This is a genomic window from Pseudomonadota bacterium (assembly GCA_022361155.1).
Lineage (GTDB): Bacteria > Myxococcota_A > Polyangia > Polyangiales > JAKSBK01 > JAKSBK01.
The window spans coordinates 1-26102 of sequence record JAKSBK010000299.1; the positions used below are offsets into that span (position 1 = coordinate 1).

A 26102-nucleotide genomic window follows, 5' to 3' on the forward strand; every position below is an offset into this window, starting at 1 on the left:
CTGGGCGCCGCTGGCGAGGCGCGACGACGAGGAGTATTGGGGATACTTCGAGGAGGAGCAACATAGCCAGCGGTGGTCAGAACCGGCGAAATGGATGAGTGGTTCTTCCGCGGGCCCTGAGCCCAGGACACCAGTTCATGCGCCTCCCAGCCCGCAGCGGTCACCCACGTGCAAGCTACAGTTGCTCGAGGGCCGCCCTGTCAAGCAAACGAATGCCCGCCTCGCTACTCTGAATGAGCTTGCGCCGCGACATGCTCTTCAAGACCCTGCAGACCGACTCGTGACGGGCCGATACCAGCGCAGCCAGGTCGCGCTGCAGCAGGCCGGGCGGCACCAGGTTCGCGGCAGCGCGCGAGCGCCCCACGATTTCGAGGGCCTCGGGATCCACGGCAGTGCTTGGAAAACAGTCCCTGGCGAGTGTGTCGGCCAAGCAGCACAGCAGCGCCGCCAATCGAGCGTCGAGCCCGGGCTTGCTGCGCGCGTCCGCAAACCGCTCCAGGCGCTCCGCGGCCTCACCTTGCAGCTCGAGTAGATCCGTGGCCGTGACGCCGCCCACCGCCGCGTGATCACACATTGCCTGCCCACGCACCAGGCAGAGCAGCGCTCGCGTCGCCGCGTAGCCGGCTGGCACAACCGAGCACTTCGGGTCTCGTGCTGCGCTCGGGACCGAAAACCCGGCGCCCGGACCGACGACGTCGACAGCCGTCAGTCGTCCCTGAGCGTCGGAACGCTGGCGAACGAGCAGGCCTCGACGGACCAGCGCGAAGCCATAGGTTTGCAGCCAGCGCGCGGGCACCGCCTCGCGAGCTTCGACCGCGAGCGATACGAAGCTGCAAGGACCCTCGGCCGAGGGCAGCATGGCGTCGAGTACGCCCCGACGGCGCGCCGGGCAGTCCGGACACGCTGTCGTGGTGACCGCTGTGCGACGGCCCCCCACCCCGGATGCTCCGCTCGACGCCGTCATGGCCACGCAAAAGGATGCCCGCACGCGCATCCGCTATTCTGAGTGTACTCCCCGCAACAGTGCCTGCAAGTCCTAGTAGGCCCTTAGTAAGCCCTGGTGCCCGACCCTGCAGCGCTGCCAAGTAATGGCAGCCCTTTCACGCCCAATTGATCCAGCGCAAATCGGGCGGCGAGCCAGGCGGGTAGATTGAATTGCATCGACGGTCGGGGTTCCGCGAGCGGTTCACCCCGCACCTTGATGCGAGGACAACCATGGCAAAAGAGAACCCTTCACCCGACGCGTTGGCAACCAAGCTTTTTTTGATCACCATTGCATGCGTCGTCATGTACTTGAGCGCCGTCATGAGCTTCATGCTGGGCACGCAAGGCGCCGTCAAATACTCGAAGCATCAACGACCGACACCGGGCGAGATCCAAATCGCGTCGACCAAATAGGCTGACAGGCACCGGGGCGGACTGATGCTCCACGCTCATCGATCGCTCGTCTCGATGGCTTGACAGCTACAGCCCCTTCTGCTCGTGGCTGGACCCGTCGTACTGCAACAGCGTGGCCTTACCCTCGAGCAGCGTGTGGATCTCGACGGGACGCTTCCAGATGTGTGCCAGCGCCTCCAGCACCGCCCGCGCATAGTCGAGTCTCAGATCGACTCCCTGATGGTCGTGCCTGAGCAGTAGCTCGCCACGGTTGTTGTGGTTGGCATCCTGCACGTAGATGAAGGGTTGGCCCGCGTTGGTCAACTGCGCGAGCAACTTCACCTTCACGTCTCGGAACACCCTCGACTCGATTTCCCAGCGATCGTTTTTGGCATTGAACCCAAAGCTGTAGAGCCTCTGGTCCATTACGAACTCGGGCGTGAGAAACTCGTCGATGAACGTCACGTCGTTGTAGTGGGAACGCACTTCGAAGATCTTGCGCCGGCCGAGTCCCAGCCTCCTATCCCAGGCTTGCCGAGCCTCCAGATCGTCGCACTCCTCCCACTCCTTTCCGAAGCGTCCCTTGTTCCAGCGCTCCTCGATGTGCCGAAACAGCTCCACACCTAGCTTGTACGGGTTGAGCTGGTTACCCGACGTGGCCAGCACGCCGGCACAGCGGTCCGCGTAGTCCACGATTTCGGAGGCGTCGAGCGCCTTTTCCGTCAGGATCTTGGAATGCCAGTAGGTCGCCCATCCCTCGTTCATGATCTTGGTCTGCCCCTGTGGGGCGAAGTAGTAGGCCTCCCGGCGGACAATGGCCACGATGTCTCGCTGCCAGCGTTCCAGCGGCGCATGATCGAGCAGAAACTGCAGGACGTCCCGCTCGGGCTCCTTGGGCACCCGCTTGCTCTTGTCGACGTCCTGCTCGAGCCTCTTCTTCTGCGATTCGACAAACTCGTCCGGATTGATGTACTGCTCCATGTAGTCGCGCTCGACTCGAAGGCGCGGAACCTCTTCGGCCTCGTCCTGCAGGGTATCCTGATCGCTGTCGCGATCCTTGCGGGGTTGCGGCCCAAACGGGCGGTACGGGTCGATCAGATTCTCGATGCTGAGACAGGTATCGATGAACGCCTCGACCTTCTCGATACCGACCCGGTTGGCACAGCGGCGTACGATGGATCCGTGATTCGCCATAGTATCGATCCACTTTCGGCGCAGCAGTCCGGTCAGCGAGTCGCGACCTTGGTCAGTGGATTGGAAGGCAAAGTTGTTCTTGAAGAAGTCCACATGGGCATAAACATGGGCCATGACCAGTTTCTGATCGATGATGCTATTGCCCTCGAGCAGATAGGCGATCGCCGGATTGTTATTGATCACCATTTCGTAAATCGTTGACAATCCGTACTCGGCACTCTTCGACAATTGTTCGAAAGCCATGCCGAAGCGCCAATGTGGATAGCGGCTGGGAAATCCACCGTAGGCAGCGATCTCGTTCATGTGCGAGTACGACAGCACCTCGAACACAGTCGGAAAAAAATCGAGGCCGTAGTTCTTTGCGTACTGCTCGATCTTGCGTTGCTCGTCGCGAAGATAGCCAGGCAGGTCTGTTTTTAGGGCAAACTGGGCCATTCAGCGGCAATCCTTCGCAGGCAACCGTTTACGGGAGACTTCGCTTCGACGACCGGTTCGCTCACGTTGCGCGCAAAGCGCCCCTTGCCTCGAGCTCGATCCGGGCTGCTCCGCCGGCCCCCGCAGGCGCTGAGGGTCGGCTCCGAAGCCCGGCACGCGCCACGCCTGCTTGGACACCCTGTAGTCGACGCTCCGCTGCACGCAAGAACGGGACATCTACTTGCCCTTGCCCAGAAACTCGCGGATGGAGTGTACGATGGCATCCCTATCTCGAATCTCGCTGGTGATCAGACGCTCGTTGTCTTTCAGATGCTCGCCCAGATCCTTGATGAACTGGCCCGATCCGTAGGGGCTCTCCACCTGCCCGTAGCAGAAAACATTGGACGTTGGAAGCAGCTTGTCGCTGAGGAGCTGGATGCACAGCAATGTGTCGTCCACACTCCAATTGTCGCCATCTGAAAAATGAAACAGATAGATATTCCATTCGCTGGAAGAGTAGTCACGATCGATTATATCAGAGGCTAGCTTGTAGGCGGACGAGATCATGGTTCCACCCGACTCACGCGTGCGAAAGAAGGTGTCGCGATCCACCTCACGTGCCACCGCATCGTGGATTATGAAGCGTGTCTCGATGCCCTGATAGTTGTGCTTGAGCCAGGTGTCGATCCAGAAGGATTCGATGCGCACGATTTCCTTCTGTTCGTCGCCCATCGAGCCGGACACGTCCATCATGTAGAGAATCACGGCGTTTGCGACCGGCTCGTGCTCCGTTTTCCAGGAACGAAAGCGCATGTCGTCACGAACCGGCACGATGACGGGGTTGCGAGGGTCATAGGTCCCGAGCGAGATCTGGCGCTTCAGGGCGTGTCGGAAGGTCCTGCGAAAGTGGCGCAGCGAGTTGGGGCCGACGCGACGAATCCCCACATACCGATCCTTGGCCTCCACGATGGCGTCCTTGCCCTTGTCCTCGATGCGAGGCAGCTCGAGCTCCTCACCGAGGATCTCCGCAAGGTCAGCCAGGCTGACGTCGACTTCCAACATGTGCTCGCCCGGCGCGCTACCGGCGGCTCCCTGGCCCGGTTGACCGGGCTGCCCGGCTACCGGGTCCCCGGGTTCGCCGTCTCCCTGACCCACGCCACCTCGCTGCCGGTCCTCGAAGCGAAAGCGCGGGATGTCGACCTGGGGGATCGGGATCGACACCCGTTCCTGACCCTGTTTGCCGATTAATTCGCCCTGCGAGATATACTTGCGTAGGTTTTGACGGATCCGGCCGCGCACAATCTGCCGAAACCGAGAGTGGTCTTGATCGATGCGAAGGGACATCCGCTATTGCATAGTCTAACTAGCTAGATCAACCAGGGCTAGCCGCAGCGGTGCGGACACGCATTGCCGGCGTCGACCCGAACTCCTAGATTGCCCGAGGCAGGGCCGCTTGTGGCCGGCCGACTCAGAGCTTCCATGCACAAGAAACGCTGGATATTCCTGGCCAAGCTGCTCGTTTCGGGAGGCATTATCGCGTACGTGATCCGCCGGGTGCTGCTGCGCGAAGGTGCCGACGAGCTGTGGGACAAGATGTCGGCGGTGGTGTGGCCCTGGTTGGGTGCCGCGGCCACGATGCAGCTGTGCGCAATCGCCACCAGTGTGCTGCGCTGGCAGCGCCTACTCGTGGGGCAAGGTATCCGCGCCCCCGCACGCCATCTGGTGGGCTCGTTCATGATCGGTCGCTTCTTCGGCGCGTTCACACCGGGCGGCTGGACCGGCCTCAACGGCTACCGGCTGTACGATATCGCGGTTCAAACCGGCAAGGTGTCCAGGTCGACCGCGGTCATCGGAATCGAAATGGTGCTCGGCTACCTCGCCTTTGGTGTGGTGTTGGTGGCAGGCTCGACGTTCGGGCTGCGCGTCATCGGGATCGAGTGGGTGCTCTTGGTCGATGCGATCTTCGTGATGGCCATCGGGCTTGGGCTGGTGCTCATCATGCGACCGGCCCTGTTTCGGCTCCTCGGAGGCACGCTGCCGGTGTCGTATCGCTCGCGCCTGCAGTCGGTCATCGACGCCGTGTGCGCCTATCAGGGGCAGGGCACGCTGGTCGTGCAAGCAGCGGCGCTGGGCGTCGGGACCCACACCTTCAACAGCCTGATCTATGTCTCCACGGCGCGGGCTTTCGGAGTAACGGAGCTCGGCATCGGGGAGATCTTCTTCGTATCGACGGTGCAGATCCTCGCCACGCTGTTTCCAGCTTCGGTCAACGGTATCGGCGTGCGCGAAGCAACCGCGATCGAGCTGTATTCGAAATTCGGGGTGGCGCAGTCCGTCGGCTTTCTGATTCCCACGCTGGGGTTCGCCGTGGAGATGCTGATATCGAGCGTGGGCGGCCTGGTTTTCCTGGCCCGCCGGGTCGGCTACAGCGTCGAAATCCAGGTCGAGCACGCCGAGCGCGAAAAGCTCAACGAAGCGCAGATCGAACACGTACCCGCGGCGCGCCGGCCCAGCGTCACACGCGGCGTGGTCGTGGGCATGGGCGCAGGCCTTTTCGGGGGCATGATCGTGGGCGTGGGCGAGGCCCTGGTCACGCTGGCCTCGAGCGCCGAGCGAGACTTCAGCGTGCTGAGCTACGCGGGCTGCCTGTACGGCCTGAGCTGCGGCCTGTTTGGCGCTGGCTTGGGCGGAGCCATGGCCGCAAGTGGGCGACTGATGCAGCGCGAGGCCGAGCCCGAACCCAGGGTGTATGGCCGCCTCAGCGCTGCGATCGTGGCCGGGGCAGCTTTCGTGCTTGGCGCCTTCCGCGTGCGGCGCGACCTCTTCCATGAGGAGCTGGTCTGGAAGAGCGGGCGAGGCCTGGCGGTCTTGCTGGCCTGCCTGTTTGCCGCAGCAGCGCTTTACGCGGTCCTAAGGCTGCTGCTGCGACCGCTGATGGACCGGGCCGCGGGTCGCTTCCTGCTCACGCCCTGGGGGACGCCCGCCCTTGGGGCCGCCTGCATGCTCCTGCTCGCCATGCCGGCCCTGGGCGCGCAGGGGGGCGCCGCCGAGCCCGTTGCGACCCGGCCGCGCGCTCCGAAAGCAGCCGGAAACCTGCTGTTTCTCGTGGTGGACACCCTGCGGGCCGACCATCTGCCGGCCTACGGCTACCGGCGAGGCTCGACTCCGCACCTGGACGCGTTCGCCCGGGACGCCGTGCGCTTCGACCAGGCCTTCGCCAACGCGTCGTGGACCCGTCCGAGCTTCGCTTCCATCCTCACGGGGCGCTACGCGGCAAGCCACCACACCATGGCCAAAGCCGACGCGCTGCCCGACGAGCTGGTCACCTTACCGGAAGCGCTGCGTGCCGGTGGCTACACCACGCTGGGCGTGGCCACGAACTACAACGTTGCACCGTTCTTCAACTTCCACCAGGGCTTTGATGACTACCGCTACCTCGAACCCAGCTACGTGCTCTTTGCCAACGACACGTCCTCCAAGCTGCTGATGGTCCAGCTTGCGCGACGCATCGTGGAGAAATTGCAGCCGGCCCGCCCCGGCAGCGTCTACAAAGACGCCGAGCAGGTAAACCGCGAGATCCTCGACCTGCTCGAGCGCAAGCCCCGAAAACCCTGGTTCGTGTTCGCCGGCTACATGGATCCTCACGACCCGTACTACGCCCACCCCTACGATGGCGCCGGTTACGCGCGCTCGACTCACCAGCGACCGAGACCCGAGGAGGCTCCCCGCCTGCAGCGGCTGTACGACGGAGAGATCACGTATTGGGACCACCACTTCGGCCAGCTGCTGTCGGCGCTCAAGGAGCGCAACCTCTACGAAGACCTGACCGTGGTGGTCACTTCCGACCATGGCGAGGAGTTCATGGACCACGGCGGGTATTGGCATGGGACGACCCTGTACGACGAACAGATCCGAGTGCCGCTCCTGCTCAAGCTCCCTGATAACGCACGGGGCGGCACCACGGTGTATCACTGGGTGCAGTCGATCGATCTGATGCCCACGCTGCTTGCTCGGGCGGGCCTCGAAATTCCCCAGGGCGTGCAAGGGCGCGATGCATTTGTCGGGAGCGACGAGGTGTTCGCGGAGGAAAGCCACGAGGGCAACGTGCTCGGTGCGCTGCGTCTCAAGCACGACCACGTGGAGCTGAAGCTGATCACGGCCAATCGGGACAACCCGCGCGGGCTTGAAACGCGTGAGCTCTATGAGCTCGACTCGGACCCGGGCGAGCAGGAGAATCTCGCGCACGCGCGCCTGGCCGAGTTGACCCATGGCGAGCAGCGGCTCGACCAATACCGGCAGCAGGCCGCCGAGGGCGCGGTGGCCCCCCGCAGCGTGAACGTGGCAGCCGACCAGGCCGCCATCGATCGCCTGCGGGCCCTCGGGTACGCCGCCGAACGGTCAACCAGCAAGCCCAAACTGGATTGACACACAGACGTCCGGTTCCTGTTCAGAATGGCGCCGGAGCCAGCGCGCCTGCAGAAAAAGCCGCAAGAACAGCAGCGCTGACGCGAGCAGCTATGGCGCCATTCTGAACAGGAACGGTTTTCAGTCCAGGGAGTGAATCAGAAGCCCCGATCGCAACTTGGGCTCGAACCAGGTCGACTTGGGAGGCATGATCTCCCCGGCATCGGCCACGCGCATGAGCTGTTCGACCTTGATCGGACGCATGGCGAAAGCCGCGGCCATTTCACCGGAGCTGACCCTGCGCTCGAGCTCGGCGGTGCCTCGGATACCACCCACGAAGTCGATCCTGGAGTCGCTGCGCACGTCTTTGATGCCGAGCACGGGATCGAGCACGCGCTCATCCAGCAGCACATAGTCGAGCGAACGTACCGGGTCATCCTTGGCGATCGACTCCAGCGCCATACGCACCCGATACCACTTGCCGCCCGCGAACACGCTGAATGCGCCCGAGCTCACGACCTCCGGCCTACCGGTGGGAACAAGCGTGCCGATCTGCATCAACCGAGCAATAAACGACTCGGCGCTCAGCCCATTCAGATCGCGAACAAGCCGGTGATAGGGCAAGATGGTCAACTGCTCCGCGCCGAACAGCACGGTCAAGAACCAGTTGTACTCTTCGCTGCCGGTATGCAGCGGATTGCCCTTGCGCCGGGCGGCCCCGGCCCGCGCCGCAGAAGCCGCGCGATGGTGGCCGTCGGCCACGTAGGCGTGGTCAAGCTCGGCAAACGCCTGGACGAGCAGCTCGCTGCGATCTACGCGCCACACGGTGTGCCTGACACAGTCGCTGGCGGTGAAGTCGTACAGCGGCTGCTCGAGCTGGGCCTCCTCGATCAGGGACTTGATGGCGGGTCGGTCCCGATGCAGCAAGAAAACCGGGCCCGCATTCGCGTTCAGCGCCAGCACGTGACGCGTGCGATCGTCCTCTTTGTGCTGCCGGGTCTTCTCGTGCTTTTTGATCAGGCCCGCGTCGTAGTCTCCCACGTGGCAGCAGGCCACGACACCGCTCTGGCTTACCTGGCGGCCGAGCAGCGTGGCCTCTTGCCGATACAGGTAAAGGCAACGCCGAACGTCCCTGATCAGCACGCCCTCGTCGAGCAGCTTGCGCAGGTTGCGACCAGCGGCAGCATACACCTCGTCCGCATAGGGGTCGGTCCCATCGGGTAAATCGATCTCGGGCCGGATCACGCGCAAGAAGCTCAGTGGATTGCCGTCGGCGAGCGCACGCGCTTCCTCGGTGTTGACGACGTCGTACGGCACCGATGCGATTTTCTCCGCAATCTCGGGCCGAGGACGAAAGGCGAAGAATGGTTGAATGCGAACCATGAAGAACGAACACCACTATAGCCGAAGCCCACCGCAAAGAGAATCGAACGCGAGGCGACCCGGGGGGACCAGATCAAACCGGCGGGTCCGGGGGAAGCCGCATTGAGCGAGCTGGACCTGGTTGAACCCGGGACGGCCCGCATGCTAGACGGGCCTGGCTGATGCCCAGGCTCATCGAGGAACCCGCACGCATCGCTGCTGCGGGCAGCAGCGGGAAGCTGATCGAGGAGTATGTCGGCCGCGTGCGCACGGACGATGCCGAGGTCAGCGTGGCCCTCATGCACAGTCCCGCCGGGTGGGAGGAACCTGGACAGCGCCCGGAGTTCGATGAGTACACGCTGGTGCTCGAGGGCAGCCTGATTGTCGAATTCGAGGGTGGCAGCGTGAGCGTGGAAACGGGACAGGCTGTAGTGGCTCGACGGGGCGAATGGGTGCGCTACAAGACGCCTGAGGGCGCTCGCTACGTGGCGGTGTGTAGGCCCGCTTTTTCGCCACAGACCGTCCACCGCGATCCGGCCTAGTGCATGGCGAATCGCGGCAAGCAGCAGAGTCGATTCGTCGTGGTGTTCCTCGGCGTGCTCGCTGCCATGGGGCTAGCTTCGGCAGCGGCGGCGGGTGCGATGTGGTACTGGCTGACGCGCGCGCCTGCCAGCGACGAGCTCGCGGCCGGCAACGGGGCCAAGGAGCGGCTGGCAGCGCCGCCCGAGCCCGCACACCCGCTGGCGCCTCCAGCGTCGAGCGCGCTGGGCGTCGCGTCCGGCTTCGCCGAAGGAGAGGACAGGATCATCCAGCTCTTCGAAGCCGCCAGCCCCTCGGTGGTCTTCATCACGACCGTCGATCAAGGTCATGATCTTCGCTTCAATGTATTCGAGATCCCACGAGGCACGGGATCGGGTTTCGTATGGGACAACAAGGGCCACATCGTCACCAACTACCACGTCATCCGAAACGCCCGCGGTGCCCGCGTTTCTCTTGCCGATGGCTCGGTGTACCGGGCGGGCCTGGTCGGCCGAACGCGCCACAAAGACATCGCCGTGCTGCACATCGATGCTCCGGCCGACAAGCTGCGCCCGATCTCCAGGGGCAGCTCGCAGAAGCTACGCGTGGGCCAGACCGTGCTCGCGATCGGCAATCCCTTCGGGCTCGATCACACGCTATCTACGGGCGTGATAAGCGGCCTTGGACGCGAGATACGCTCGCTGACCAATCGCCCGATCCAAGGCGTGATCCAGACCGACGCCGTCATCAATCCAGGTAACTCGGGCGGACCTTTGCTCGACAGTGCGGGCCGCCTGATCGGCATCAACACGGCCATCTACAGTCCCACCGGGGTCTCGGCCGGCGTGGGTTTTGCCGTGCCCGTCGATACGGTCAAGCGCGTGGTCCCACAGCTCATCGAACACGGCCGTGTCATGCGCCCGCTGCTGGGAATCATCCTGGGCGACGAGCTCATCCTGCGGCGTCTTGGCCTGCAGGGCGTCCTGGTATGGGACGTTGCAGCAGACGGTCCTGCCGCTGCTGCGGGCATCCGGCCGCTCAGGCGCGTACCGAGCGGCGACATCGTGTTCGACGTGATCACCGGCATTGATGAACAGCAAGTGCGAAACCACGACGATCTGTACCGCATCCTCGATCGGCATGCGGTCGGCGATGAGGTCGCGGTGCGGTTGCGACGCGCCGCCGGCACGCTGCAGGTCCGTCTCAGATTGGCCGCAGCCCGCGAGTAGTAATGTGCAAGGTGTGTGCAGCTCTCTGCGTGCCGGCGAGCAGCCGCCGTCGTGGTTCACAGGCCGAGGAAGGGGACACGCTCCCTAACGAGCGGGAGCGACCAGTACGTTTCGTGGTGGGTAATTGCGATGACAACGTAAGCCGGACGGGCGACGAGGAACGATTGCTCCCCAACATAAGCCCTAAGGGTTAATACCACTAAACAAAATCGCTTTTTGTTCGTCCACGGCTCTGGGATCAAAACCGAATCCCGCCTATAGTCTCTGTGGGATCACCGCTCGAAGCGGATTGGCGCGGCTCTTGCCCAACGCTGTCCAGGGGTGAATCGAGGAGTCCTAGGGGTCTCTTCAGCAGTGCTCGTTTTTGCGGGATGAAGCCATGGAGCGATTACCAGTTAAGCCACATGGACGACTCGCGCCGCGCCCCCTTGGGGCGAACCAGCCGGCCGCGGCAGAGCATGCAACAACGCCTCCTGAACACACTCGGATCGCGGTAGACCGAGAGCTCGCCGAAGGTGGGGAGCCCTCTGGAGGCGACCCGATCGCCGCGCCGCTCGAACGACCCTCTGGGGTACAGGCAAAGCCCCTGCCTGCCAAAGACCAAGAGCAAGACGAAGAACACGCCCGCGCCAAGCTGCGGACTCCTCGACCGCCGCCGCAGGCGCCGGCGCTCGGCGCGGAAGTCGGCGCGCCCGCAAGCGAACCGCGCGCTGTCGACGTCTTTTTGAAGCACTTGAAGGCGGAAGGCGCTCAGGTGGTGTTCGGCATCCCGGGCGGTTTACTGCATCCCTTCTTCGATGCCGTAGAACACGACGCGGATCTTGGCCTGATCGTCTCGAAGCACGAAGAAGGCGCGGCGTTCATGGCCGACGGCTACGCGCGCGTGTGCGGCCGCCTGGCCGTCTGTGCGGGCACCTCGGGCCCCGGGGCGACCAACCTGCTCACCGGCGTTGCGTGCGCCTACGCGGATGGCGTTCCCATGCTGGTAGTGACCGGCCAGGCTGCGAGCGCAGCACTTGGCAAGGGCGCCGCACAGGAAACCAACCGCGAGGACATCGACATCGTGGAGATGTTCCGGCCTGTGACCAAGTACTCCACCATGGTCACGTCGGCCGACAGCCTGCCCCACCACGTGCGCCGCGCCCTGCGCCATGCCTTGACCGGAAGAAGAGGTCCAGTCCATTTGAACGTACCGGTGGATCTGTGGGCGCAGCAGCTCGCCTACGAGCTCGACGAACACTGGTACAAGCCGAGCAGTTATCGACCCACAACGACCTTCTTTGATCGCGTGGCCGTGCAGCGCGCAGCTCGGACGCTGCTGCGTGCCCAATACCCCGTGGTCCTGGCCGGCGCCGGTGTCGGTATCGCCGGGGCCGAACAGCACCTGCGGACCCTGGCCGAGCTCCTGCCAGCACGCGTGGCCACCACGCCCCGCGGCAAGGGGCTTTTCCCTGAAGATCACCACTTGTCGCTGGGAGTGCTCGGCTTTGCCGGCCATCGCGACGCACGCGAAACGATTCTGGGCGACCTGCCGGATGTGCTGTTCACTGTGGGCGCCTCGCTCAACGAAACGACCACGCTCAACTGGTCACCCAGGCTGCGCCCCTCGGTAGCGTTGATCCAGCTCGACCTCGACATGGAGCGCATCGGACGCAACTACCCCGTGGACACGGCACTGGTGGGCGACGCACAGACGATCTTGGTCGAGCTCGTCTACCACGTGCATCGCCTGTTGCGCGAGCACGGCGTGGCGGGCTCCAAATGGAAGGAAGCCGCGCCGCTCGCCCGTGGCCACGAGCGCTTCAGCGAGCCCGAGCAACGGGTAAGCGATCGCATTCCGGTCAGCCCGCAGCGCTGGCGCGTGGAGCTGCAGGAGGTGCTGCCGCAAAACGCCATCGTGTTCTCGGACATCGGCGGGCACATGCTGACCAACGTCCACCATCTGTGCATCCGCAAGCACCAAAAGTTCGTGCTGAACCTGGGCTTCGGCTCCATGGGTCACGGCACGGCAGCACCCATCGGCGCAGCGCTGGCGGCACCCAAACGACCGGTGTTCGCGATCATCGGGGACGCCTGTTTCGCCATGAACGGCATGGAATTGCTGACCGCATCCGACAACGAGATTCCGGTAATCTGGATCGTGGAAAACAACAACATGCACGGCATCACCTGGCACGGCAGCCAAATGGTCGGCAGCAAACGGCCCCTGAACTCGGTCCGAAATCGGCGCTCGCTTGAAGTCGCGGCCATCGCCCGCGCCATGGGTCTGTACAGCGAGATCGTCAACGCCCCAGGGCAGATCGGCGACATCGTGACCAGGGCCCTGGCCTCCCGCCGCCCGGCCCTGATCGAAGTGCGCGTAGACGCCGCCGCCCCGCCCCCGCTCGGTGATCGGGCCCGTTCCATCAGCGGCTTCATCAAGCGTTAGGCCCCCCGTGGCCGGTCAGAGGGACTGCGCGTCTGGTCATCAGTGCGGCGAGCGCAGACAGCGCCTGCTTGACCTGCGAACAGGCGACGACCTCGGCGTGGGTCGCGCCGGCGCCGATCACGAGCTCAGAGGCCAGCGGCGGGTGCTGCACGTAGCTCTCCGCCGGCAGCCCAGCCTCGTTTGGACCCGATGCAGCGTCAAGGAGCCGACTCATGCCGCCCGGCGATGTCGCGCCTGCGCCGGAAACGAAAGCAGACGTCGCAAACTACAAACTGGACAGCAAGGGCATGTACGACCTATGTCTCCAGGGCAATCATTGCCCGAGTGGCGGGCCCCGCGCGGGCAGCATCGACGGGCAGCATCGAAAGGGAAGCCAACAAGTGCACAAGACCTTCAGCGGCTACGTGTGGGCAGGCGCAGCGTTTGTCCTGCCGGCGCTGCTTTCGTTTGCGTCGGCGTTCGCACAAGACAACGCACCGGACACCAACCGGCAACCCGACGGCGAAGACGTTGCCACACACGAGACCGGGCGGACCGGCGAAACGCGGCCCGCGCAAGCGCAGCAGTCCGCGCCGGCGAGTTCCCCGCGCTCGCGCGACAAGAAGATCGAGGAGATCGTGGTGACCGGCTCCTTGTTCAACAGGCCATCCGCCTACAAGGGGCGCTCTCCGATCCAGTCCTTGGATCGCGCAGACCTATCCGGCGCGGGGGTGACGCAGACCTCCGATGTGCTCAAGACGTTGACGGTCAACACCGGCTCGACGCTGGCCGTCGAGCAAAGCGCAGCCCAGGGCACCTCGCAGTTCAGCTTGCGGGGTCTGGGCCTGGGCTCGTCCCTCACGCTGATCAATGGGCGCAGAGCGGGGCTCGCCCCGGTGAGCAACGGCGCAGGCCATTTCTTCTTCGACATCAACTCGCTTCCGGTCAACATGATCGAGCGGATCGATGTCTTGACCGACGGTGCCTCTGCGACCTACGGCTCCGAGGCCGTCGCCGGCGTGGCGAACATCATCACGCGCAGCCAGTTCGAGGGTTTCGAGATCTCGGGTGGCGCTTCCAACGCCAGCAACCGGAGCTACGATCTCGGACTGGCGTTCGGTGCGGATCACGACAAGGGGCACATCGGCGTGTTCGGTGCGTACTATCGCCAGACCGCAAACTTCCGCACCGATTTCGACTGGATCGTCGATCGCGTCACCAAGCCCGGCGGCGACTACCTCAGCGGTCGCCACACGAGCAGCGTCGGCTCGCCGGGCAGCTACAACCTGGCCGTTCCTGATTTCATGACGGGGCGCTTTCAAAGAGCGCCCAACGCAATCCAGGTCCCGGACGTTGATTGCGAAGCAGCGGGTGGCATTCTCAGCGCAACGGGCGACACCTGCAAGTTTCTATTCGCCGACCAGGTTACTGTCATTCCTGACGAACAGCGGGCGCAGGTCTTCGTCGAAGGCAGCTACGAGCTTGGTGACCAGGTAGAGTTCTTTACGGAGGTCAGCCATTCGGTCAATAAAATCACCGACCGACTCGGTGCCGCACAGTTCAACAACGGAAGCATCGTGGGCGGCCAGGGGATCCACATTCCCGGAGACCATCCCTTCAATTTTTGGATCGCGGACCCCGTCACGCCCGGCGGCCTGCTGTATGTGCCTCCGACCGATCCCGGTTGGGCTAACGGGACGTTGCAGGCGGCCGACCTGGCGGCCACCATGCGCCCGCTGGGAAACGAAGCGAACGGTCCTGGCGCGGCCAAGCGGCTGCGCGAATTCCGCAACACACGATTCCTAACCGGTTTGAAGCTGGATCTCGGTCACACCTGGTCCGCGGATATCTCGGGAATGGTTGCCGACAACGAGTTCACAGGGCACGAACCCCGCAACTACCTGGCCGACGTGTTCAATCAGCTGGTCCTCGAAGGGCGCTGGAATCCTTTCGGCACCCGACTGGCGAATCCGGATCTGGTGTCGCCCAAGCCCGGCAGCCAAGGCGTAACGGCAGCGAACGCTCCGGAGATCCAGGCTCAGTTCGACGGCGTGGGTGTCCAATCTCGACGGATGCAGATGAAGGTGCTCGAGGCGCACGCGCGTGGAGACGTTGTGCAGACGCCGCTGGGGGTGGTTCCGCTGGCGGTCGGTGTCCAATACCGCAGCCTTGACTACCAGCGTACGCCCGACTCGCTCGAGGCCGCAGCGGAGGCCAACGGTCGCGACAAGGAGCTGCAGATCAAGGGAGCACAGGACGTCTACGCGCTGTTCGCCGAATCCGTGATCCCGTTGGGACAAATCGGTGAGATGCAGCTGGCGGGCCGATACGAAGACTACGGTGGGGGGATGAACACCGTCGACCCCAAGGTCGCGACCGAGATCAGACCTCTCGAATGGCTACGCCTGCGAGGATCCTGGGGAACCTCGTTTCAGGCGCCCACCATGACGCAGGTGGCTGGCGAGCAGACCTCCCGCAGCCTTTCCGACCCTGAAGTGCGCGAGATGGGTCAATCGGTTTGCCGGATGAACTCCGGCGAGAACTTCAACACGGTGGAAAAGCGAGTGGGGTCGCCCGATCTCGAGCCTCAAAGCGCAAACAATTTCAACCTCGGGCTCGTGGTGGCTCCCGTGCGATCGCTTCGCTTTGCCGTCGACTTCTGGAACTATCGCTACCATGGTCTGATCGGCCTGGATGCCAACGGTCAGACGCTGGTCGACAACACCTGCCTCAATCAGGATGGGACGTTTCGAGAGGGCCTTGCACCGAATCCCGATCCTCGGGTGGTGAGGAACGCCGCCGGCCAGCTGCTATCGACGACTTCCAATTTCATCAACGTGGGCCAGGTACGAGCGAGCGGCCTCGATCTGAACGCGAGCTACGGCTTGCAGACTCCCGGAACGGGCTCGTTCGATCTGCGGCTGGCTGCCACCCTGCTCACCCAGTTCGAGGCCGATGTCGACGGAGATGGGAATTTCGAGAACCGACGCGGGTACCGAAACTCCGACCTCGACGCATTCGCTCCGCAGCCCCAGCTCCGGGCTGTGCTGAGCGGCTCGTGGGCGCTTGGAGGCCACGCCGCGCATCTGGCCGTCCGCTACATCGGTGGTTTCAAACAGGACGAAAAACCGCTTCGCGCCGTGGATAGCATGGAGATCACGTCCAGGGTCGCACCCTGGACGACGCTGGATGCGCAATACGCCTTGCGTCTGTCGGGTGTGGTGGAGGGCGGTGAATCGGTTCTCGTAGTAGGGGCCAACAACGTGCTCGATCAAGACCCCCCTGGCTTGCCCGCCGACGGAGTCATCCGTCCGGGGTACGAGGGAACCGTGCACGACATTCGTGGACGGCTGGTCTATGTCAAGCTCAAGCACACCTTCCTGTAGTGGCAACTAAGGGCCCACGGAAGAATAACTCATCCATCTCACCGGTTCCGACCACCGCTGGCTATGTTGCGCCTTGCCAACGGCGCCCGGCCCTCGGCGATACAGACGAGTTATTCTTCCGTGGGCCCTAAGGCAGCCGTGAAGCTCCAGGCCCCCCAAAGAGCAAGCCCGCGGTCCGGCTCAACCTGCGCGTTGACTGCGGCGGCAGAGTGTGCTCTTTGACGCGCGATGCCCGCCGCTCTGCCACGGCTCGCGGCGCGCCACGTCAGGTTGCCGGGGTGGCTTGCCGTGGGGTTGGCGCTCTGTTGGGCCGGCCGGACCGCCGCTCAGGCCGATGCTCAGGTGACCCGACTCATCGTATCGTCCGGTGTTGCCGGGCGCCTCGCGCACCCTGTCTGCGCTGGTGGGGAAACGCTCAGGCCGAGCGACTTCGCCCGGAGCGCTGCGGCCTTGACCTGGCAACCGGCGTTGCGAGAGCGACCGCTGGCCTTTGATACCGGTGGCTTGCTGGCAGCTCGCGGGCCCACCAACTACGCTCTGCGCGAGCAGCCCAAGCAGCTGGCGAATCTCGTTGCGGAGCTGGGCTACGCGGCTCTGGTATTGGGTGTGGACGACCTCGGCGCTCGCCGCACGGACCTGGCTGCCGTCGTGCAAGCCCTTCGCGATCTCGCGATTCCGGTCATCGCCAGCAACCTCCGCTGTGGTGCCCGGGCAAAGGAGTTTTGTGCGGCGCTCGTGAGTGTTGACGACCCTGTGTGGCTGCACGACGACGGCAAGGCCAAGGTCGCGCTGATCGGCGTCATGCCGAGGCAGGCGTTCCTTGGGCTGTCGCCTGCGCGGGCGCGAAACTTCTCGCTCGCAGATCCCCTCGACACGATGCTCGCCAAGACGCGAGAGGCGCGCGAAAGGGGCGCCGAGCTGGTGATCGTCAGCTTGGATGCCTGGCGGGACCCGGACGCGGCTGCAAGCGCGTTGTCGCTAGTGCGCGGCATGCCGGAAGAGGAGCGCCCGGACGTGATGGTGGTGTCGACCCTTGGGGCCGAGCTGCTGTCCGCCCGTCCCGCCAGCGTTCGCCCGGTGATCGCGGCTGGGCCTCCGGGGGGATTGTTGGAAGTGCACCTCAGCCCCGCCAGGATGGGCGCGGGCTACGCGCTGGACGCCCGGCCGCTGCATGCGGGCTCCAGCGCGCCGCCGCCGCTTTCGGATTGGATGGCCGAGATCGGTCCTGAGTACTGCCGCCGCTGGGCAATGCCGCTGCCGAGTCGACGCCGTGTCGCGCGACCAAGGTCGAGGCAGCAGCTGCTCAATCTGGCCGCGAACGTGATGCTCACGACCTCGGGCGCCGAAATCGCGGTGGTGGATGGTGCTCTCGTGGACCAGCCGTGGTCGCCGCTGCAGCCGCGTGGCGTCTCGCGCAGCGACATCGAAATGGCAATCGCCCGCGATGAGCCGCTCGTCGTGGCCGAGGTTGATAGGCGCTGGCTCAAGAAGGTCTACAGGGAGCTTCGGCGGCGGCGCAAGGCAGCCGGCCCGGACTCGAGCTCCTTGCTGCGACTGCACGGTGTTCACCGAGAGGGTCGCAAGCTGCATGTTGGCTGGCGTCGAGCCAGCAGCCGCGCACGCTACCGCATCGTGGCCACCAGACACGCGGCCCAAACTCGCCTGCGCAAGGGACCACGGTGGCGACCCGTTGCCGAGCCCCGGTTGCGATCGGCGATACTGCGCTACCTGTCGCGCACGGACGATCCTCGGGCGCAGGTGCTGGCGAATCCGGACCACTACGTGGAATGGCGAGCTCGGGTGGACAGCGAGGTGCAGTCAGCGGGTACTGCGATACGCAATCCCCGTTCCTACGATTCGGCCCAGCTCGACCGCAAGCAGAGCGCCACGCTGGGGGGACGGGCTTCGATGCTTCTGGAGGGCAATCATGCGGATTGGGTGCTGCGCTTCAGAACAACGGCGCGCTACCAGAGCACCCGCGTCTTCGGGGACGAGGCCAGGATCAGCGAGGGAGACGACTTGATCACCAGCGAGCTGAGCGCGCGCTGGAGCCGGCTGCGGGCGCGCTACGCTTCCCGCAAGGTTCCGGACTTGTACGCGGCTTCCTATCTCGAGAGCGAGTTCACGCTTCCCGAGGACAGGAGCTACAGGCACATGCTGTTTCGTCCCACGGTAGGCTTGAGCTTCATGGCTCTGTACGAGCTCGAGCTGCGCGTGCAGAGCGGCTTCGAAATGCAGCTCAAGGACCCCGAAGGGCGGGCTCGTCCGGGTGCGGGCGTGGAGCTGCTGCTCGACGACTGGGAAATCATCGATCGCGACGACGATCTGGTGGAGCTCGACGCTCAGCTCAACTACTTCGTGACCGGGCTCGGAGGCAGCGCCCTGCAGACCCTGCGCGCTTCGTTCAAGACCAGGATCGAGCTCGAGCGCCGATTCGATCTGCGGTTTCAGGTGAACCTGTATGGGGAACACCGCCAGGGCGAGCCCCTTGCTGTGGCTGTGAACGTGAGCGTGGGGTTGGGGCTGACATGGTACACGCGTTCAACGGGTGGCTAAGGCCCCCCCAAACCCTTGTGTACGACTATTGCGCGTGCCGTGAAAGGCTCTTGCACAACTCCCGCGTCGGCGTCAAGCTCCGAGCTCCAACCGGGCTGACACCAGCAGGGTTGGAATCGCACTTGCGGGCTATCGGGGAGAGGAGAGATTCGGATGGACGGGCAAGGGCAGGGGGCAGGATCGCGACCGGTAGCGCAGGACGCCGTGGGTTTGCCCGAAGGCCACATCGGCTCGACCGATCCCGCCGATCGGAACCTGAAGCACTCGTGGGCATGCCGGTCGCTTGCTCCCCTTTCGACCTGGCGCTTCGCCGATCGATCGTCGAGCAGCAAGCCTCGCGTTGGGGACGTCGTAGTGGCAGAGATCGTCAAGACGGGCAAGCACCAGCGGGTCATGACCGCGAGCAACAAGCGGCTGCGCATGTACCCCGGAGACAAGATCCTCGGAGCGCTGGGCAACCGCTACGCCACCATGGCCTTCGAGGCTCGGGTCTCTTCCCTGCATAAGCTGCACATGCTCACGGGTGCCGGCATGTTGGGCACGGTGCGGTCGCGACACAGCGAGCAGCGGGCGCCGACCGAGCTCAGGTATCTGGGTCATCTGCTCGACGAATCCGGCAAGCCGGTCAACCTCAAAGATCGCCTGTTTCCAACGGAGACTACGGAACTTGCTCCTTGCCGTACCTTGCTGGTCGTCGGCACGGCCATGGACACCGGCAAGACCACGGCGGTAGCCAGGCTCGCTCGGGGCCTTGCCCGCAGGGGCAAGCGAGTTGCAGCATGCAAGCTGACCGGCAGCGTATCGCACCGCGACCCCGATGAGCTTCTTGCGACCGGAGTTGTCGACGTCAGGGACTTCAGCGACTACGGGCTGCCCTCCACCTACCTTTGTCCGCAAGACGAGCTGGTGCGGCTCTACACGCGCATGCTCGAGGATGCGGCGCGCTGTGAGCCGGAGATCGTGCTCATGGAGCTCGCCGACGGTCTGCTGCAGCGCGAAACCTCCATGCTTCTCAGCGAGCCCGGGCTGCGCCGGCGCGCGGCGGGCGTCCTGCTTACCGCACCGTGCGCGGCATCCGCGCTCTATGCCGTAGCCGCGGTCGAGCAGCTGGGGCACCGAGTCGTCGGGGTCAGCGGCGTGATCACGAACTCTCCTCTGCTGGTCGCCGAGTTTGGCGGCCGCAGCAGCGTCCCGGTCGCAAGCTCGGCCGGCAGCGGCGACGCGCTCACGGACTTGGTCCTCGAGCGCCTGCGGATGGCGGTGTGAAGCTCGATCCGCGCTTGCGGCTCGTGGTTCAGCATCTGAAGCACCACAAGTCGTTGCTGGTGTCGGCTCTCGGCCTGCGGCTGGCGCACGAGACGCTGCCGATGCAGGTGCCGGTGCTTACCGGGGCGATCGTAAGCGTTCTCGCCGGTGAGGCTCCTGTAGTGTACGCCTACCAGTGGCCTGACGCAGCTCCGCGGGAGGCGCTCGGCGTGGTTTCGCTGGGCCTGCTGGCGCTCGCCGTGCTGTACGGCTACGGCGCCTATGCGCGCCAGGTTGCCAGCGCCCGGCTGGGCCGCAGCCTGCTGGCATCGCTGCGCAAGGCGGTGACACGCAAGCTTCTGATGCTCGACGCAGAGCAGCAGAGGAACTACGGCACCGGCGAGCTGCTGGATCGTGCCCTCACGGATACCAGCTCGGTGCGCCGCTTCACCGAGGATGTGTTCGTGCACCTGCCTTCCAACGTGCTTCGGATCGTATATCCGACCGCGATGCTGCTGGCCTGCGACGCCGTGCTTGCCGGCCTCGCGTTTGGAGTGCTCGTACCGCAGTGGTCTGTGGCACGCTACCTCCAGAAGAAGTTGCACCGCGCCACGCGTCGCACACGGTCGGCTCACTCCGAGCTGGCCACGCACATCAAGGAGCACTCCGATGCGATCGAAACGGTTCAGGCGCTCAATGGCGAACAGCTGGCCGCAGCGCGGATGGAGCGACGGGCCGACGAGCTCGAGCGTGCCGAGCTGCGTGCCAGGCGTCTATCCGCGACCATCAACGGCTCGGTGCTCTTCACCACGAGCCTCGGCCTCGCCCTGACGTGGTGGCAGGGTGGGCTGCGGGTGCTTCAAGGGTCGATGGCGGTCGGGACGCTGGTCACGTTTTGCGGCTTCGTGGTGCTGCTGTATGCGCCCATCCGTCGCTTCACGAAGATAGCCCACACCTGCCGTCGTGGCCTGGTTAGCCTGGAGCGACTTTCGGAGTTGTTGCAGCGTCCGGAGCCCCTGCGCGATCGAGCAGGGATGCGCGATCTCGAGGTCTCGAGGGGGGCGATCTCGCTCGAGGCAGTCTCGGTCAAACATGGCGGTCGGCGCATCCTTGACGGCATCGACCTGCACATCGATCCCGGCCTGCTCACCGCGGTTGTCGGACGCAGCGGGGCCGGCAAGACCACGCTGCTGCGCTGTCTCGACCGCTTGCAGGAGCCCGATGCAGGTCGAGTGTTCATCGACGGTCAGGAGCTGGCCCAGGCACGACACGGTTCGGTCCGTTCGCAGGTGGCATTCGTGCCGCAACAACCGATGGTGTTCACCGGCACGATCCTGGACAACATCCGTCTGTTTCAACCGGAAGCTTCCGCGGCCGACGTTCGCGCGGCCTGCGATCGGGCGCACGCCACGGAGTTCATCGAGCGACTACCCACCGGCTTCGGCGCTCAGCTTGGCCGGCGCGGCACCGACCTGCTGGGTGTGACGGTTCAAGGCGCCGCCAAGGTGGGGCTGCTGTCCGGTGGCGAGCTGCAGCGTTTGGCCATTGCTCGCGCCCTGCTCGCGAAGCCCAAGGTCCTGCTGCTGGACGAACCTACTTCCGCGCTTGATCCAGGTTCGGGCAGAGCGGTGCTCGCTGCGCTCAGGGAGCTCAGCGCCACGACGACCATAGTGGTGGTGGCCCACCATCTTCAAACAGCTCGCAGCGCCGATGCTGTTGTCGTGCTGGATGGCGGCAAGGTGGTGGCCCAGGGAACCCACCGGCAACTGCGCAATACGTGCTCCATCTACCAGACGTTGTTCAACCTCCATGCCGAAGGCGTTTCACATCTCCGACGCGCCCTGTGACAACACGGGCGCAAGCACCACCGTGACCTCGAGCTTCGGTCGCTCGGTGGAGGATAGACCGCTGCGTGCCCTTCACTTCGGGCGACCAGACGCCACGCTGCGGGTGCTTGTCGTGGCCGGTCAGCACGGCGACGAACGCCACGCCCGCATCGCCGTCGAGGAGTTTGCCGGGCAGGCCTCCACACGAGCCCGCGAGCTCGACATGGCGCTTACGCTCGTGCCCGACGCGAATCCGGACGCAGCGCTACAACGGCAGCGTCGCAACGCCCTGGCAGTGGACCTGAATCGGGATCATCAACTGCTTTCGAGCCCCGAAACCCGAGCGCTTCACAGGCTGATGCGCGCGCTCGAACCGCACCTGTTCGTGGACGTGCACACCTACCCGACACGCCGGCGCCATCTGCTCCAACTCGGGCTCGCCTACTGCCACGATATCTTCGTCGAGCTGCCCACGAATCCAAACGCCGGACACGCCTTCGATGGTCCAGCGGGCGCGGGCTTCCTTGGCGGCGTAACAGGCGATCTCGAGCGCGCCGGCTTTCGTTCCGCACGTTACACGCTGTTCCGTCCCAAAGGACGCGTTCGTCACGGGACGCTCGACATCCGAGACGCGCGCAACTGGCTGAGCGTTCGCTACGGCCTGCCCTGCGTGCTTGTGGAGGGTCGTACGCCTCGACGCAGCGACGGCAGGCCCGGTCGCAACCGGGCCCGCGAGGCCCTCAAGACCGCCTTGCGGAGCGTTCTCGAGACGGCGAGCGCACGGCGAGCCGAGCTGTGCAGCACGCCGGAGCGCCGCCGCAAGGTGGCGCTGTCGTGCCGCTACGTAGCGCAAGCGCAACCGCGCTGCTTCGATTTCCTCGATCTGCGCTCGGGACAGGTTCGGAGCGTGCGCTGGCCGAGCCGCTTCGAGTCCGTGGTGCGACCGTACCGCCATGTGCATCTGCCCTGCGCGTATGCGATCCCGAGCGGCCTCGGGAAGGTGATCGAGGTACTGAGCAGGCACGGCTTCCACGTCCGCAAGGCAGACTTCGACGGACCGGTCGAGGCCGTTCGCTACCGCATGCTTGAAACCGAGACGGGGTTGACACGACGCCGGCCGCGCGTCCGTGCGGTGCGTGAGCCGACGCGGTTGCGGGACTACGTGCAGGTCAGCGCCCGGGAACGCTCCGGCGTCGCGCTGGCCCTGCTGCTTGAACCGCGCTCACGTTTCGGCTTGGTTCGCTACCCGGGGCTTGGCCTTCGGTTCGATCCCGACGGCGCCTATCCCATCCTGAGGCTGGAGCGATGACCGCCGCCAGGCAGCAAAGCTCGCGACCGACCGCGAAGCAGCACGCCGCACAGCGGCCGGCCGCCGGGCTGCGTTCGGCCACACGCTTCCAAGCACCTTCAGCGCCGTTGCTGAGCCGGCGCGGGGCAAGCCTGTTCGGGCTGGTTTTGATCCTTGCCGTGGTTTATCCCGTGGTCGAAAACTGGAGCCGCCGGCCGCGGGACAACTTTCCATTGTCCTACTATCCCATGTTTTCCCAGAAGCGGGGCGAAACCGTCAAGGTGGCGTACGTTATCGGGGTCGACCGCGATGGAAACGAGCAGCACTTGCCCAGGCGGGTCATCGGCAGCGGCGGCCACAATCAAGTACGCCGCCAGATCAACCGTGCTGTCAAACGCGGGTGGAGCGATGAGCTGTGCCGTGAGGTCGCCTCCCGCGTCGCGGCTCGCAGGGAAAAGTACCCGGATGTGACCACGATCAAGGTCGTCCGAGGCAGCTTCGGGATCGCAGATTTCATGCACCACCAGATAAGCACGCCGCGCAAGCGAGTTACACACGCGACGTGTAGCGTGCGCAGCGGAGAGGCATGAGCTCGATCAAGCAAAGCAGCTCGATCAAGCAAAGCAGCTCGATCAAGCAAAGCAGCTCGATCAAGCAAAGCCTGGCGGGCTTCTGGTTCATGGAGGCTCCAGCCACCCGTCTTGCCATCGTGCGCATCCTGATAGGCGCCTACGGCCTGTTCTACGTCGGCACGCGCTATTCGATGCTGCTTGAGGTCGCTCACACGCGCGTGTCCATGTTCAAGCCCGTGGGGCCCGTGGCGTTGCTCGAGCAGCCCCTGCCGCCCGGGCTGTTCCAGCTCATCGTGATCGCCACGCTCGTCTTCAACGTGGCCTGGCTTTTAGGGTGGAAGTTCCGCTGGACCGGTCCCCTCTATGCGCTGCTGCTGCTCGTGGTGTTGAGCTACCGCAACTCGTGGTCGATGATCTACCACAGTCACAACATAGTGGTGCTTCACGCCCTCGTTGTGGCCTTCAGCCCCGCGGCCGACCGCTACGCATACCGTGGTGGGCTGTGGCGTTCGAGCTTGAGCGACGTGTCGCGGGTGGATTCGCCGTCGGGCTGGCAATACGGGTGGCCGCTGCAGCTGATCTGCCTGCTCACCGCCCTGGCTTATTGGCTTGCTGGAGTCGCCAAGCTGGCCGGCGAGCTCGGGCTCGCCTGGATGGGCGGTAGCGCACTGCGCGACCAGATCGCGGTCGACGCCATTCGCAAGGAGGTGCTCGGCAGCGTCGTGTCGCCGCTGGCCTTCGAGCTCTACGACCAGATTGCGCTGTTCACCGTGATCGGAATCCTGACCATGGTTCTCGAGCTCGGCGGGCCGGTTTCGTTGCTGAACAGGAGGGCCGCCCGAATCTGGGCCCTGGCCACCTGGGGCATGCATTGGGGGATCTTCGCCCTGATGCACATCAAGTTCCGTTACCAATTGTCCGGACTCGTTTTCGCCGCTTTTTTCCCGGTAGAGCGGCTCGTAGCCTGGCTTGGGTCGTATCTTGCTCGCCTGCTACCTCGCCGGGGGGGCAACCAGGCGTGAGCGCGCGCGACTATGCACCGCTTGACACTGGCCGCAGACCTGCCATTTCCCTGTGAGGTGCGATTCCAAATGCGCAGATTGGGAATACTGTTGGCGTTCGGAGTCTCGCTTTGCATGGCATCGACCGCACCGGCGCAATCTTCGAAGGCCAAGCGGCGCTCGGCACTAGGATGGGAGCGTGCCGCCGCGCTCTACGACTCGGGTCGCAGCGCCTTCGAGCAGGGCAACTACGAGCGCGCTCTGGCCGATCTCGAAGCTTCCTATGAGCTCAGCCGCCGGCCGTTCCTGCTGTTCGAGATCGCCTTGTGTATGGAGGCGCTGCATCGCGAGGCCGAGGCACTGATAGTCTATCGCCGCTACCTGCGGAAGGCGCCCAATGCGGAGCACTCGCGCGAGGCGCGTTCGAGGATCGACAACCTGCAGTCGGAGCTCGGAGCCGCACCCGAAGCGCAACGGCGTGGCGCGGCAGCGACCGGCGGAGGCGACTCGGATGCAACGGGGCCACGCGATTCCGCGCCCGCTTCGCGCGAGCGCTCCGGCTCGCCCCGGGAGGCGCGAGCCGACCGTGGTCCACGCACCCAGGTCAGGGCAAAGGCGCTTCCGCGGCCTGGCGCGGCCACCCAGCCCAAGCCGAAGAAATCGCAATCAGCGACCGCGCTCCCCCCCGCGCCGACTCTCGATGCCGACGCTGCCGGCAGCGGCGCCGAGACCGAGCAGAGCCGAGGCGGCAGTCCCCGGGTCCTTACCTGGATTGCGGCCGGGGCGGCTTTGGTAGCCGGTGGCTCGGCTTACTTCTTCTGGCAAAAAGCCGAAAGCGACTACCGCAACCTGCTCGACTGGTGCAGCTTCGAGGATCCCATCTGTACTCCAGAGCAGCATGCAGCTTGGGAGTCGAACGTCCACCGCTACGACCTGCTCACCAACATCACGCTCGATGCATCGGCGATCTGTCTGGCGGCTGCGGTGGCATTGTACTTCATCGAGGGGGACGGCGACGACGACGACGATTCGGCCGGACGCGACACCACGCTCGCAGTGGGTCCGGGCGGCATCGTCCTGAGCGGCAGTTTTTGACCCGGAGCTTCGCTCCCACGATTTCCCACGATAGGACCCCCAAAAAACGCAGCTTCGGACCGCCACCCAGCCTTCCGGCCACCGGAATCATTGAAAAAAGATCTTCTCCACTTTCGCACCAGCGTGCAGCTAGCGTCAGGCTTGCGAGGCCATGCGTAGCGCCACGCGGCCCGGCAACCGTTCAGGTCCCGGGAAGCCGTCACCGAAGCAAAGACCCCGGTGAACGG

General features: G+C 64.8%; 18 protein-coding genes. 13 read left to right on the top strand and 5 right to left on the bottom strand.

All coding sequences use genetic code 11. The features are described from left to right. Positions 1–175: 175 nt before the first annotated feature. Positions 176–994, bottom strand: coding sequence for a helix-turn-helix domain-containing protein (locus MJD61_11505; protein MCG8555894.1), 819 nt, complete (start codon positions 992–994; stop codon positions 176–178). Between the two features lie 221 nt (positions 995–1215). On the opposite strand from MJD61_11505, the gene MJD61_11510 reads away from it, so the two are divergent. Then, positions 1216–1398: a hypothetical protein gene (locus tag MJD61_11510; protein MCG8555895.1), complete on the top strand. Its 183-nt coding sequence runs from the start codon at positions 1216–1218 to the stop codon at positions 1396–1398. 66 nt (positions 1399–1464) lie between these two features. On the opposite strand, the gene MJD61_11515 is transcribed toward MJD61_11510, so the two are convergent. Beyond that, a complete protein-coding gene (locus MJD61_11515; protein MCG8555896.1) occupies positions 1465–3006 on the bottom strand; it encodes a SpoVR family protein in 1542 nt (513 codons plus the stop codon). 216 nt (positions 3007–3222) lie between these two features. Continuing rightward, the gene (locus MJD61_11520; protein MCG8555897.1) at positions 3223–4329 is read right to left on the bottom strand and encodes a DUF444 family protein; all 1107 of its coding nucleotides are present in this window, start codon (positions 4327–4329) and stop codon (positions 3223–3225) included. A gap of 135 nt (positions 4330–4464) precedes the next feature. On the opposite strand from MJD61_11520, the gene MJD61_11525 reads away from it, so the two are divergent. Then, positions 4465–7410, top strand: a complete 2946-nt coding sequence (locus tag MJD61_11525; GenBank protein MCG8555898.1) for a sulfatase-like hydrolase/transferase — start codon at positions 4465–4467, stop codon at positions 7408–7410. A 120-nt stretch (positions 7411–7530) separates the two neighbouring features. Here MJD61_11525 and MJD61_11530 read toward each other — a convergent pair whose 3' ends face one another. Beyond that, positions 7531–8772, bottom strand: a complete 1242-nt coding sequence (locus MJD61_11530; protein ID MCG8555899.1) for a DUF1015 family protein — start codon at positions 8770–8772, stop codon at positions 7531–7533. Between the two features lie 161 nt (positions 8773–8933). On the opposite strand from MJD61_11530, the gene MJD61_11535 reads away from it, so the two are divergent. From MJD61_11535 to MJD61_11545, 3 genes are all read left to right on the top strand, one after another. Next, on the top strand, positions 8934–9293 hold the full coding sequence (locus MJD61_11535) for a cupin (protein ID MCG8555900.1): 360 nt from the start codon (positions 8934–8936) through the stop codon (positions 9291–9293). A 3-nt stretch (positions 9294–9296) separates the two neighbouring features. Next, the gene (locus MJD61_11540) at positions 9297–10499 is read left to right on the top strand and encodes a trypsin-like peptidase domain-containing protein (GenBank protein ID MCG8555901.1); all 1203 of its coding nucleotides are present in this window, start codon (positions 9297–9299) and stop codon (positions 10497–10499) included. A 379-nt stretch (positions 10500–10878) separates the two neighbouring features. Then, entirely contained in the window at positions 10879–12927 is a 2049-nt protein-coding gene (locus tag MJD61_11545) for a thiamine pyrophosphate-dependent enzyme (GenBank protein ID MCG8555902.1), read from the top strand. Here the strand turns inward: MJD61_11545 and MJD61_11550 are convergent. After that, a complete protein-coding gene (locus tag MJD61_11550) occupies positions 12917–13141 on the bottom strand; it encodes a hypothetical protein (protein MCG8555903.1) in 225 nt (74 codons plus the stop codon). The two genes, MJD61_11545 and MJD61_11550, sit on opposite strands and share 11 nt — an antisense overlap. Between MJD61_11550 and MJD61_11555 the strand changes: the two genes are divergently transcribed. From MJD61_11555 to MJD61_11590, 8 genes are all read left to right on the top strand, one after another. After that, a complete protein-coding gene (locus MJD61_11555; protein ID MCG8555904.1) occupies positions 13140–16292 on the top strand; it encodes a TonB-dependent receptor in 3153 nt (1050 codons plus the stop codon). The two genes, MJD61_11550 and MJD61_11555, sit on opposite strands and share 2 nt — an antisense overlap. A gap of 228 nt (positions 16293–16520) precedes the next feature. Continuing rightward, entirely contained in the window at positions 16521–18848 is a 2328-nt protein-coding gene (locus MJD61_11560; protein MCG8555905.1) for a hypothetical protein, read from the top strand. 153 nt (positions 18849–19001) lie between these two features. Further along, positions 19002–20114, top strand: coding sequence for a hypothetical protein (locus MJD61_11565; protein ID MCG8555906.1), 1113 nt, complete (start codon positions 19002–19004; stop codon positions 20112–20114). Continuing rightward, positions 20111–21940, top strand: a complete 1830-nt coding sequence (locus tag MJD61_11570; protein ID MCG8555907.1) for an ABC transporter ATP-binding protein/permease — start codon at positions 20111–20113, stop codon at positions 21938–21940. The genes MJD61_11565 and MJD61_11570 overlap by 4 nt, the downstream gene beginning before the upstream one ends. After that, positions 21903–23228 carry a succinylglutamate desuccinylase/aspartoacylase family protein gene (locus MJD61_11575; protein MCG8555908.1) on the top strand — a complete coding sequence of 442 codons (1326 nt, stop codon included), beginning with the start codon at positions 21903–21905 and terminating at the stop codon, positions 23226–23228. Before MJD61_11570 ends, MJD61_11575 begins: the two co-directional genes overlap by 38 nt. Then, entirely contained in the window at positions 23225–23797 is a 573-nt protein-coding gene (locus MJD61_11580; protein MCG8555909.1) for a hypothetical protein, read from the top strand. The genes MJD61_11575 and MJD61_11580 overlap by 4 nt, the downstream gene beginning before the upstream one ends. Next, on the top strand, positions 23794–24801 hold the full coding sequence (locus MJD61_11585) for a hypothetical protein (protein MCG8555910.1): 1008 nt from the start codon (positions 23794–23796) through the stop codon (positions 24799–24801). Before MJD61_11580 ends, MJD61_11585 begins: the two co-directional genes overlap by 4 nt. A 114-nt stretch (positions 24802–24915) precedes the next feature. Beyond that, complete coding sequence (locus MJD61_11590; protein ID MCG8555911.1) at positions 24916–25875, top strand: hypothetical protein; 960 nt, start codon at positions 24916–24918, stop codon at positions 25873–25875. Positions 25876–26102: the final 227 nt, after the last annotated feature.

Excerpts from the sequence above, each read along its gene's own strand:
- MJD61_11510 (MCG8555895.1), top strand. The coding sequence starts at position 1,216 with ATGGCAAAAGAGAACCCTTCACCCGACGCGTTGGCAACCAAGCTTTTT.
- MJD61_11520 (MCG8555897.1), bottom strand. The coding sequence starts at position 4,329 with ATGTCCCTTCGCATCGATCAAGACCACTCTCGGTTTCGGCAGATTGTG.
- MJD61_11540 (MCG8555901.1), top strand. The coding sequence starts at position 9,297 with ATGGCGAATCGCGGCAAGCAGCAGAGTCGATTCGTCGTGGTGTTCCTC.
- MJD61_11550 (MCG8555903.1), bottom strand. The coding sequence starts at position 13,141 with ATGAGTCGGCTCCTTGACGCTGCATCGGGTCCAAACGAGGCTGGGCTG.
- MJD61_11535 (MCG8555900.1), top strand. The coding sequence starts at position 8,934 with ATGCCCAGGCTCATCGAGGAACCCGCACGCATCGCTGCTGCGGGCAGC.
- MJD61_11545 (MCG8555902.1), top strand. The coding sequence starts at position 10,879 with ATGGAGCGATTACCAGTTAAGCCACATGGACGACTCGCGCCGCGCCCC.
- MJD61_11565 (MCG8555906.1), top strand. The coding sequence starts at position 19,002 with ATGGACGGGCAAGGGCAGGGGGCAGGATCGCGACCGGTAGCGCAGGAC.
- MJD61_11580 (MCG8555909.1), top strand. The coding sequence starts at position 23,225 with ATGACCGCCGCCAGGCAGCAAAGCTCGCGACCGACCGCGAAGCAGCAC.
- MJD61_11585 (MCG8555910.1), top strand. The coding sequence starts at position 23,794 with ATGAGCTCGATCAAGCAAAGCAGCTCGATCAAGCAAAGCAGCTCGATC.
- MJD61_11560 (MCG8555905.1), top strand. The coding sequence starts at position 16,521 with ATGCCCGCCGCTCTGCCACGGCTCGCGGCGCGCCACGTCAGGTTGCCG.
- MJD61_11525 (MCG8555898.1), top strand. The coding sequence starts at position 4,465 with ATGCACAAGAAACGCTGGATATTCCTGGCCAAGCTGCTCGTTTCGGGA.
- MJD61_11505 (MCG8555894.1), bottom strand. The coding sequence starts at position 994 with ATGCGCGTGCGGGCATCCTTTTGCGTGGCCATGACGGCGTCGAGCGGA.
- MJD61_11575 (MCG8555908.1), top strand. The coding sequence starts at position 21,903 with ATGCCGAAGGCGTTTCACATCTCCGACGCGCCCTGTGACAACACGGGC.
- MJD61_11555 (MCG8555904.1), top strand. The coding sequence starts at position 13,140 with ATGCCGCCCGGCGATGTCGCGCCTGCGCCGGAAACGAAAGCAGACGTC.
- MJD61_11515 (MCG8555896.1), bottom strand. The coding sequence starts at position 3,006 with ATGGCCCAGTTTGCCCTAAAAACAGACCTGCCTGGCTATCTTCGCGAC.
- MJD61_11530 (MCG8555899.1), bottom strand. The coding sequence starts at position 8,772 with ATGGTTCGCATTCAACCATTCTTCGCCTTTCGTCCTCGGCCCGAGATT.
- MJD61_11590 (MCG8555911.1), top strand. The coding sequence starts at position 24,916 with ATGGCATCGACCGCACCGGCGCAATCTTCGAAGGCCAAGCGGCGCTCG.